The sequence below is a fragment of the Xenorhabdus sp. Sc-CR9 genome (assembly GCF_963897815.1).
GTDB lineage: Bacteria > Pseudomonadota > Gammaproteobacteria > Enterobacterales > Enterobacteriaceae > Xenorhabdus.
The window spans coordinates 1-10,368 of the sequence record NZ_CAWQTY010000232.1 but is presented as its reverse complement, the minus strand read 5'-3'; the positions used below and the strand labels follow the sequence as shown (position 1 = coordinate 10,368).

The window sequence follows — 10,368 nt, the reverse complement described above, 5'->3', positions numbered from 1 at the left end:
AGGCATTTGGTTGAAAATGCCTTTCTCCATTTGAAGCGCTGGCGTGGTATAGCGACCCGTTATGCCAAAAATAGTGCATCGTTTCTTGCCGCAGTCCAAATCCGCTGCCTCGCTCTTTGGTTGAGAATCTCATGACGACACTATCTAGGCTTTAATCCATTTGATGCGGGATTAATTTTTGCACCTGCCAGTATGGTTGACACTTTTCTGTCTAAAACTACAGTTTGAAAGAAGACAGGTATATGTTGTCAGCGAGGTAGTGGAAGAAAGAACCGGATGCCGGGAATAAAAGCGACGCAACATCCGGTCAATAACCACTAATAGCACTCAAACTCAGTCATTCCACAATTGTTTATAAATGGCGACCATCTCAGCGATGGTGGGAACTTTCGGGTTATTGCCTGGTGAACCGGATGCTTCCGCTTGTTTTGCCATTTTTTCTACAACCGCAAGAAAGTGTTTTTTATCCACGCCAAATTGCGCGGGTGTCGGCACGGAAAGCGCTACATTTAAGTCATCCAATGTGGTCAGTAGTTTTTCACAGGCGGTGTCATCATTATCTGTTAATTTTGCAAAAGTCAGCGCACGCGCGCATTCGGCATAGCGTGTTTTAGCAGACTCTAAAGAGAAACGGGTGACAGCGGGAAGTAACATGGCATTAGATAATCCATGTGGAACGTGGAAGAACGCCCCGACAGGACGGCTCATGCCATGCACCAGTGCAACAGATGCGTTGGAAAATGCAATACCCGCAAGGGTTGAACCGAGCATCATCGCTTCACGGGCTGCCTTATTACTGCCATCGTGGTATACCTTGCGCAAATTGGGACCGATAAGCTTCATGGCGGCAATGGCTTGGCTGTCTGAGTAGGGATTGGCTTTTCGGCTGACATAAGCTTCAATGGCGTGAGTCATCGCATCAATGCCCGTGTCTGCCGTCGTCCGGGCCGGAACACTGAGCGTCAGTTCATAGTCAATGATAGCGGCAACCGGCATGAATCCTGCGCCAGCGCAAAGCAGTTTTTCGTCCGTTTTTTCATCGGTAATAATGGTGAAGCGAGTGCATTCTGACCCCGTTCCCGCAGTAGTCGGAATGGCAATGATCGGAAGCCCCTGTTCATTAACTTGACGAGGGAAACGGTAATCGTTGATTATGCCCCCCAATTTACCCATTACCGCAATTGCTTTTGCACTGTCAATCGGGCTGCCGCCCCCGAGTGCAATAACAGCATCAAATAAACCGCATTTTACCTTTTCAATTCCGGCTTGAATCGAGACCGCAGTGGGTTCAGGTACTGTGTCAGCATAAACTTCGCTTTCAATGCCCAGATCTTGCAAGATAGATTGTAATTTGTCCAGATAACCTAATTGAATCATCATATTGTCTGTCACGATCAGCGGTTTTTTACTGCCAATATTTTTTAGAATTTGTGGCAGACGGGCGATAGATCCACCACCTACTTCCATAATACGGGGCAACACGATAGTAGACATATGTAGCTCCTTAGTTAAATGAAATGTGCGTTTATCAGAACGAACCGAATAATGAACCGAGAATAATAACTTGCAGTAAGCATTTCTTGGTTTGAGTTCTTTTCAATCATTTCGTTTAAAAGTAAATCTTATTTTGTTTTGTTATTGAACAAAAGTGCCAGAAAATCGATATACTGTATAAAAATACAGTATTCAGGGATCATATAAGGAATAAAAAATAGTATCATCGCATGTAGATGAACTATTTATGACTATGACTGAACCACCCAAGTCATTAACTTACATGCCATACTGATAATTCTTGCTTGCGTCACCAATATCTTCACGAACTTGATTCAACGCTTTAGCATAAGATTTAAGTAGTTTCAGCGTATAGTTGGCACGACCCTCAAATGCTGCATCACTACAGATCAACTCTTTTTAAATTCTCGCATTGAAATATCTTATTTTAAAGATAGTTAAAAAAACTCTCCCTGATATAAGTCAGGGAGAGCCAGGCCTAAGAAGAGAAAAAATGATTAGAATTTAACGTTAAACCGAGCCCAATAAGTACGACCTGGTTCGTTTACTTGGGTATCAGCGGGATAACCAAAACCCTGACTTCCCGCTAAGTTCAGGTGTTCGCTGTATATTTTATTAAAAATATTATCAATACCCGCGCTGATTTGAATATCCTTGGTTACCTTATAGGCCGCATTTGCAGACAGAATAGCGAATCCTTTACTGCTGTCAAAATCCTTGCCTACCACGTTGCCTTCATTGATTGCCACTCGATGTTGGCTGTTAACCAGACGCAACAATCCGCTGCTAGTCCAGTCACCATAATCCCAAGTCAGGCCGAATCGTGCTTCTAAAGGAGGAGTCTGCGGTAATGGGCGGCTATTAGTGGTATTTTGCGCCCAGGAATAAGCCAGACTTGCATCTGTTTTCCAATGATCGTTCAGCTTATAAGCAATCCCCATTTCGCCGCCCATGATAGTAGCATCAATATTATGAGCAGGAATATTCTGTGTAGGAACATGACTATAGCGGAACAGGATAAAGTCATTGACCTTACCTACATAAGCCGATACCCAACCTTTCAGGTGTTGGTCGTCATATTGTGCCCCAATATCCAACTGAGTGGTTTTCTCAGATTTGATGTCAGTCACAGCATTTTTACCTGCTTTACCCGAAAACATTTCCCAATAATCAGGGAAACGTTCGGTATAACCAAGACCAGCATAGAACATCATAGGGACATCTTTCAGGTTATGTTCAAACCGGATAAAACCCGCAGGCAGGGTGTCTTTGCGTTCTTGCTGAGTTTCATATTTATATACTGTCGCACGATCCAAACGCGCACCGCCGATGACTTTACTTTGTTCAGTCGCATCCCAAGTTAACTCACCGAAAATACCATAATCACGGAAACGGGCATTTTTCTTCCAGCCATTTCGTTTAGATTTATCCATACTATGATCTGTATTGTTTCGATGGATATTAGTTTGCATATCTACACCGCTTTGCAACTTAAAATCTTCCCAAATCCATGTCCCCATCATGCGGCCGCCCATCGTCAGACGATCTGGCTCTGAAACCATTTTGTTTTTCGACTTGCGCATGGAATAGTTATCCATCATGTGGTCGGCGTAGTTGTAATAAAAATTGGTTTCAAATTTGTCAAATACCTCACTGATATTGGACTTCTCAAAACGCACACCAAAACTTTCACGCTTAAACTTGGAACCATCCATGCCACGAGTGGCATAACGTGCTTTACCATCACCTTGCCCGGCACTTAACTCCAGTAAAGTATCTGTATCAGGTGTCCAGCCTAACGCAATATCAGCATTCCATTTATCCCAACGAGAGGGAACACGATTACCATCACCATCTTTATAATCATTAGAACGGGATTTATTACCGATCAGACGGATATAACCCAATTCATTACCAAGACTTATATCTGCATTACCGTCCCAACGTCCATTAGAACCGACCACTGTACTGACATTTCCCTGAGCACCAAGCTTTTCGAACTGGGGGCGAGTACGTTCAAAACGGATGGTTCCTGCTGAGTTACCAGCTCCCCAAAGTACGGTTTGTGGGCCTTTAACCAAACTCAGGACATCATAACTTTCAGGTGAAATATAAGAACTGGGTGCATCCATGCGTCCACCGCAAGCTCCCAGTATTTCACCGTCATCAATCAGCATTCGTAAACGGGAACCAAACATGCCACGGAATACAGGATCGCCATTAGTACCGCCATTACGAATTTGGGAAAATCCGGGAATGGTTTTCAGGTAATCAGAACCATCACTGGCAGGTATTGGCTGACGGGGAGTTTTTAGCGAAGAGGCCACATTAAGTGGTGAAATAGCAGGTGCAGCCACGGTTATCACGTCATTATTGATAGCCTGTGTTTCTTTTGTCTCTTTAGTGTGTTCCACATTAGCAGCCCAACCAGTGGTTGGTATAGCAAGTGCAATAGCCAAAGCGGCTGTCAGAGGAGATAAGCGGAACAATTGTGTAGTAGACATAAAAAGAATATTCCTTAATTAACAACAAATTCTGTTTCTGTAATTTGTCTGAAACAATAACTAATTGTCTTACAAGCAAAGTAAGGCAAGAAAAATAAAATGCGTTATTCTAGGTAAACGATTAATTAAGGGGTGGGGCGCGAGGTTGAGATTCGCCGTAAAACAGCCGAATTATTGGACCCAAGAAACGTGGTGTTGGTGGGGCGCGGGAAATAGTCAGTGTCAGCAATATAAAAGGAACAAAACTCCCTGCCAATAATGGCAGGTTAATCAGAAGCTGGCAGTAACCACAGGCAATATCATCCATCAATCCCATATGAACATGATCAACACCATGGTGATTCATGGAATGTGATGACGAAGATGTTTGATGATGGTTGTTGTTGCTATGTTGCATGTCAGGTATAGACATGCAGTGGTTTATCTCGCTTTTTGTTCCATCACGGTCACACTCCAGACTTTTTGATACCACTGGTGCAATGAACAACATCAAAATCGCCAGTAGGGCGATAATAGCTGGAGTTCGATGTTGTGACAGACGAAAAAGCGCTAACAAGCTAATGATCCAGATCAATTTCCACAGTAATTAATCTTACTGTATTTCAGGTGAGATTGTTAAACCATTTTTGGAAAGCGGTGTGTTAGTGTGATCTGGCTGATAAAGGGGGGACTTATGTTTCAAAATCTCCATGTGAAGGCTAATCGCGGAACGAGTCATTCCCAGTAAATTTTCTGTTGCGGAAAAACAGCCATACTCTGCGACGGCCTTAATATCCGTAATAGTTTCAATTAGAAAACAGTTGCTTGACTAAAGTTGGTTAGTTTCATTTACGTAAGTAAACTCATAACTAGTGATTCGATAATTGAGATTTAACTTGAATGCAGTTTCATTGCAAACTCTTTGTTACAACCTTGTGCGAGGAATTAAAAAATGTCAGAGAGAAATTCTTTTCAATCATTGAATTTTAAAGCGCATTGGATGCCATTCAGTGCTAATCGTCATTTTCAAAAAGATCCACGTATCATTGTCTCCGCTGAAGGAAACTGGCTGGTTGATGATCAAGGTCGGCGCATTTATGACAGCCTGTCCAGCCTATGGACGTGCGGAGCAGGGCATTCACGTACCGAAATTAATCAGGCGATTTCCAAGCAATTGGGTACATTGGACTATTCCCCGGGTTTTCAATATGCACATCCGTTGTCATTTAAACTGGCAGATAAAATTGCCAGCCTGATGCCTGATGATTTAAATCACGTATTTTTTACCAACTCTGGTTCAGAAGCTGCCGATACTGCGGTGAAAATAGCCCGCGCTTATTGGCGCATTCAAGGACAACCCGCAAAAACTAAATTTATTGGTCGCGTCAATGGCTATCATGGTGTCAATATCGCCGGAACCAGTCTTGGTGGTATTGGCGGTAATCGTAAAATGTTTGGTCAGTTTATGGATGTGGATCATCTGTCACATACATTACAACCCAATATGGCCTTTACTAAAGGTATACCGGCTACTGGTGGTCGTGAGCTTGCCGACGAGTTGCTAAAACTGATTGAATTGCATGATGCCAGTAACATTGCCGCAGTTATCGTTGAACCCGTTGCGGGTTCTGCCGGTGCGATTGTCCCGCCACAAGGCTATTTGCAGCGCCTGCGGGAAATATGTACACAACACAATATATTACTGATTTTTGATGAAGTGATTACCGGTTTCGGGCGCTTGGGGCATTGGAGCGCGGCTGAAATGTTCGGCGTAACACCGGACATTCTCAATTTCGCCAAACAAGTTACCAATGGCGTCATTCCGCTTGGTGGTGTTGTTACCTCCAGCAAAATCTACGATACCTTTATGTTACAACCGCTGCCTGAACATATGATTGAGTTCAGCCACGGTTATACTTATTCAGCTCATCCAGTTTCCTGTGCTGCGGGATTGGCAACATTGGAGCTATTGGAAAAAGAAAATCTAGTGCAACAGTCTGCTGACTTGGTTCCTCATTTCGAACAAGCATTACATGAACTTCAGCATTGCCCAAACGTAATAGATATTCGAAATTGTGGGCTGGTGGGTGCAATTCAGATGGCACCACGGGATGGCGATTTGTCTATCCGGTCTTTTGAAGCAGGTATTGCGTTATGGAAAGCGGGTTTTTATGTGCGTTTTAGCGGAGATACATTGCAATTTGGCCCCATGTTCAATGCCAAAATGGATGATCTTGATCGTTTGTTCAATGCTGTGGGTAATGTTTTACATCAAATTAAATAAAGGGAATGAAGAAGTATGAAAACAATTACACATTTAATTAATGGTGAAACAATTACAGCTGACTGTAGAACAGCCGCCGTATTTAACCCCTCCACAGGGAATGTGATACGCCAGGTTGAAATGGCAAATGCAAAAACTGTACAACACGCGATTGCTGCGGCAAAAGCTGCACTTCCGGCTTGGCGTAACACTCCTCCGGCAAAACGTACCCAAATATTGTTTCGCTTTAAACAATTACTTGAACAACATGAAGAACAGATAATTACGCTGATCAGCGAAGAACATGGAAAAACGTTGGAAGATTCAGCCGGAGAACTAAAAAGGGGCATTGAAAATGTCGATTTTGCCACCGCCGCACCGGAATTGCTGAAAGGAGAATTCAATCGCAATGTTGGGCCTGAAATTGATTCATGGAGCGATTTTCACGCAGTGGGTGTTGTGGTAGGAATAACGCCATTTAACTTCCCTGCAATGGTGCCTTTATGGATGTATCCGCTGGCCATTGCTTGTGGCAATACTTTTATCCTTAAACCCTCTGAGCGCACGCCCAGTTCAGCATTATATATCGCAGAACTATTCCATCAGGCCGGATTGCCAAAAGGTGTACTGAATGTTGTCAATGGAGATAAAGAAGCCGTTGATTGTTTAATTGAATCTCCTGATGTGAAGGCACTGAGTTTTGTCGGCTCAACACTAACAGCAGAATATATTTACAGTGAAGGAACACGACGCGGTAAACGAGTTCAGGCACTTGGCGGAGCAAAAAACCATGCTGTACTAATGCCTGATGCAGATTTGAACAATGCTGCCAGCGCACTTATGGGGGCGGCGTACGGTTCGTGTGGTGAGCGATGTATGGCTATTTCTGTTGCTGTATGTGTCGGAGATCAAGTTGCAGATGACTTGATTAAGAAATTAATACCTCAAATTCAGGCTCTCAAAATCGGTGCGGGAACAGAACAAGGTCTGGATATGGGACCACTAGTGACCAAAGTTCATTTGGAAAATGTGTCTGACTATGTCACGGGCGGTGTTAAAGCAGGAGCTAAATTGATTGTTGATGGTAGAAATTTATCAATCGATGGTCACGAAAATGGTTTCTTTATTGGTGGTTGTCTGTTTGATCATGTCACACCAGATATGCGCATTTACCAAGAGGAAATTTTCGGGCCAGTATTATGTATAGTGAGAGTATCCAGCCTGGAAGAAGCGATAGCGCTGATTAATGCTCACGAATATGGCAATGGAACTTGTGTCTTTACCAATGACGGTGAAATTGCCCGATTGTTTGCCAATGAAATTGAAGTAGGTATGGTGGGAATCAACGTTCCATTGCCTGTGCCTGTCGCTTATCACAGCTTTGGCGGTTGGAAGCGCTCATTGTTCGGTGATCTGTACGCTTATGGCCCGGATGGTGTACGTTTTTATACACGTCGTAAAACTATTACCCAGCGTTGGATTAAACGTGACACTCATGGAACTGCCCAATTCGCCTTCCCAAGCAATCACTGATTTTTATTAACTTATTAAATGAGCGGTAGTTTTACCGCTCATATTTATCAGTCAAAACATTCACAAAATCACCGTTGATAATCACTATATTGTCTTTGATAAAAATTTATTGGTGAAGTTATGTCTACATACAATAGACGAAACTATCATTTTGTTTTTATGAGTAATTTGCCATCATTTTGTTTACATACTTAAAAACAACAAGACAAGATGAGGTAGATTATCATTATGCAAAATAAAGGCTTTATGCTGTTGCTGACTTTATCAATTGCCGTTTTTGGTGTTATTACTACGGAAATTGCTGTTATTGGGTTACTGCCACAATTAGAAGAAAAACTGAATATTACTCCAACTGAGGTCGGTTATCTTGTCAGTGTCTATGCCATTATTGTTGCTGTAACAGGGCCATTTATTACTTTAATGTTATCCGCGTATAACAAAAAATACGTTCTTCTTACTATTCTTTTGATATTTATTATTTCTAACCTTATCTATGCTATAGCAGATGTCTTTTATTTGATGCTTATCTTCAGGATCTTTCCAGGGCTGGTACATGCTGTTTTTTTTGCTGTAGCTCTTGTCATTGCTGCTAACTCTGTGCCAAAAGAGAAAAGTGCGGGCGCAAATGTAAAGATTTTCGCTGGAGTGGCGGTAGGCATGGTATTAGGTATGCCCATGAGTGCATTTATAGCGGAAAATATGTCACTCAGTGCTGCATTTTATTTTGGTGCAATCGCGTGTACATTGGCTTTTATTGGTATTTTGTTTTTTGTGCCATCTATTCCGGCTACAAAGAACATGACTTTTACCGCACAATTGAATGTGCTGCGCAAGGGGAAACTATGGCTGTCAATTTCTACCGTAACGTTGATTTTTTCCGCCATGTTTTCAAGTTTCAGTTATATAGCAGATTATCTTACAAAAATTACTCATTTTGATAATAATTTCATTAACATAATTTTAATCTTGTTTGGATTCTGCGGCTTGATCGGCAATTTTGTTTTTAGTCGTTTTTTGCAGAAGAATGTCGTAAGTACAACTTACGCTTACCCGATTCTATTCATATTTATCTATATCCAAATTTGGTTTTTAGGATTTTCACCGATAGCTATGTGTGTATTGATCATCTTCTGGGGTGGATTACATTCTGCCGGACTTGTGGTCAGTCAAACATGGCTTATGCAGGATGCTGGTGAAGCTCCTGAATTTGCTAATAGTCTTTACATTTCTTTCTCTAATTTGGGAATTACAATTGGCTCTATTGCTGGCGGATGGTTTCTTTCCCAGTTCGGGATAAATACGGTTGTATTGAGCAGTATTTTCTTCGCATTCTTGGCTCTTTTAACCATTTACTTTAAAAAAAACATGCATCAAAAAAACGCTCCATGCTAATCCAATAAACCATTTGCTGCCATCTCAACCAGAGTATCCACAACGTGGCGAATTTTGGGCAATAATTGACGGTTTTTAGGCCATAAGGCGTTGATGGGGACTTCTATTCCTGAGTATGCTGACAAAACCTCCTTAAGCTCGCCGCTTTTAAGGTATTTTCCCACCATCCATAACGGCAACTGGGCAAATCCGCATCCTGCCAGTACCGCCGCCAACATTGCATCTCCATCAGCAAATTCATAAGTTGCTGGTGGAGTATAATGTTTTGTTTCTCCATGCTCTCCTTTGAATAACCAGGATATGGGCTGATTCCTGCGAAATCCAATAATACACTGATGTTGACTCAATTCCTCAAGGGATTGAGGTTTTCCATTCGACTGTAAATAATCCGGCGAGGCGCAGATAATAAGTTTTTGAACCGTTAATCTACGGGCAACCAATCCGCTGCTGTCTGGCAGTTCACTGATACGAATAGCAAGATCAATTCCTTCTTCAATCAAATCAACAAAACGCTCACTAAATGAAACAGTTAGCGACAATTCAGGATAGTCACGGGCAATTTTCAGAAGGGCGGGAAGTATGTGCTGTCGGCCAAATGCTGCTGGCAGATCAACACGAAGTCTCCCCGAAGGATAAGCAATCTGTGAAGTAAGTGCTATTTCAGCTTGTTCAAGTATATCAATGGCGCTCTGACAACTTGTCAGGAAAACTTCGCCATCAGGCGTTAGACTCAGACTTCGTGTGGAACGATGAAAAAGTTTAATTCTAAGTCGCTCTTCCAATCGGCTAACACTTTTACTTACCGCTGACTTCGTCAAACCCAGACGTTCTGCCGCCGCGGTAAAACTTCCTAGTTGTGCTGTCGTAACAAATGCTGTTATTCCACCAAGATGATCCGTTCTACGCATAGTTAATTCTATTTATCCAAAGAAAAATTACCGATAGACGAAGTACCTTAAAATCATAACCCCAATTCGCTAAGTTCGGGATGACCATCATAAGAAGTTTTTCATATTAACCCAAGCAGATTATTTATTAAACAAATCATAGACGATTAGAGCGTGTTGATCTTTTTGGTATAAAAAGCAAGCAGCAAATGGGGCTGTTATAATGGTTTCGCCAAAAATCAAAACAATTACCCCAAATGCCAAGACTAATGTTAACAGATGATAGCTGGAAATT

General features: G+C 42.2%; 8 protein-coding genes and 1 pseudogene. 4 read left to right on the top strand and 5 right to left on the bottom strand.

The annotated features are described in order from the left end of the window. Positions 1–135 (top strand): annotated as a pseudogene (locus AACQ81_RS18530) (IS5/IS1182 family transposase); the annotation flags it as partial. A 198-nt stretch (positions 136–333) separates the two neighbouring features. Here AACQ81_RS18530 and AACQ81_RS18525 read toward each other — a convergent pair. The 4 genes from AACQ81_RS18525 to AACQ81_RS18510 all read right to left on the bottom strand — a co-directional run bounded on the left by AACQ81_RS18525 (position 334) and on the right by AACQ81_RS18510 (position 4,575). After that, complete coding sequence (locus AACQ81_RS18525) at positions 334–1,494, bottom strand: iron-containing alcohol dehydrogenase (RefSeq protein ID WP_237388215.1); 1,161 nt, start codon at positions 1,492–1,494, stop codon at positions 334–336. A gap of 279 nt (positions 1,495–1,773) precedes the next feature. Further along, on the bottom strand, positions 1,774–1,908 hold the full coding sequence (locus AACQ81_RS18520; RefSeq protein WP_339353450.1) for a hypothetical protein: 135 nt from the start codon (positions 1,906–1,908) through the stop codon (positions 1,774–1,776). 104 nt (positions 1,909–2,012) lie between these two features. Further along, positions 2,013–4,019, bottom strand: coding sequence for a TonB-dependent copper receptor (locus tag AACQ81_RS18515; protein ID WP_237388214.1), 2,007 nt, complete (start codon positions 4,017–4,019; stop codon positions 2,013–2,015). Positions 4,020–4,140: 121 nt separating this feature from the next. After that, positions 4,141–4,575: a DUF2946 domain-containing protein gene (locus AACQ81_RS18510; protein WP_237388213.1), complete on the bottom strand. Its 435-nt coding sequence runs from the start codon at positions 4,573–4,575 to the stop codon at positions 4,141–4,143. Positions 4,576–4,950: 375 nt separating this feature from the next. Here AACQ81_RS18510 and AACQ81_RS18505 point away from each other — a divergent pair, with 375 nt between their 5' ends. From AACQ81_RS18505 to AACQ81_RS18495, 3 genes are all read left to right on the top strand, one after another. Further along, on the top strand, positions 4,951–6,282 hold the full coding sequence (locus AACQ81_RS18505; RefSeq protein WP_237388212.1) for an aspartate aminotransferase family protein: 1,332 nt from the start codon (positions 4,951–4,953) through the stop codon (positions 6,280–6,282). A gap of 15 nt (positions 6,283–6,297) precedes the next feature. Next, positions 6,298–7,794, top strand: coding sequence for a CoA-acylating methylmalonate-semialdehyde dehydrogenase (locus tag AACQ81_RS18500; RefSeq protein ID WP_237388211.1), 1,497 nt, complete (start codon positions 6,298–6,300; stop codon positions 7,792–7,794). A gap of 228 nt (positions 7,795–8,022) precedes the next feature. Then, positions 8,023–9,186 (top strand): MFS transporter, encoded by a 1,164-nt coding sequence (locus AACQ81_RS18495; protein ID WP_237388210.1) that lies wholly within the window; start codon positions 8,023–8,025, stop codon positions 9,184–9,186. Here the strand turns inward: AACQ81_RS18495 and AACQ81_RS18490 are convergent. Further along, on the bottom strand, positions 9,183–10,094 hold the full coding sequence (locus AACQ81_RS18490) for a LysR family transcriptional regulator (protein ID WP_237388209.1): 912 nt from the start codon (positions 10,092–10,094) through the stop codon (positions 9,183–9,185). The two genes, AACQ81_RS18495 and AACQ81_RS18490, sit on opposite strands and share 4 nt — an antisense overlap. Positions 10,095–10,368: the final 274 nt, after the last annotated feature.

Excerpts from the sequence above, each read along its gene's own strand:
- AACQ81_RS18500 (WP_237388211.1), top strand. The coding sequence starts at position 6,298 with ATGAAAACAATTACACATTTAATTAATGGTGAAACAATTACAGCTGAC.
- AACQ81_RS18515 (WP_237388214.1), bottom strand. The coding sequence starts at position 4,019 with ATGTCTACTACACAATTGTTCCGCTTATCTCCTCTGACAGCCGCTTTG.
- AACQ81_RS18525 (WP_237388215.1), bottom strand. The coding sequence starts at position 1,494 with ATGTCTACTATCGTGTTGCCCCGTATTATGGAAGTAGGTGGTGGATCT.
- AACQ81_RS18490 (WP_237388209.1), bottom strand. The coding sequence starts at position 10,094 with ATGCGTAGAACGGATCATCTTGGTGGAATAACAGCATTTGTTACGACA.
- AACQ81_RS18505 (WP_237388212.1), top strand. The coding sequence starts at position 4,951 with ATGTCAGAGAGAAATTCTTTTCAATCATTGAATTTTAAAGCGCATTGG.
- AACQ81_RS18495 (WP_237388210.1), top strand. The coding sequence starts at position 8,023 with ATGCAAAATAAAGGCTTTATGCTGTTGCTGACTTTATCAATTGCCGTT.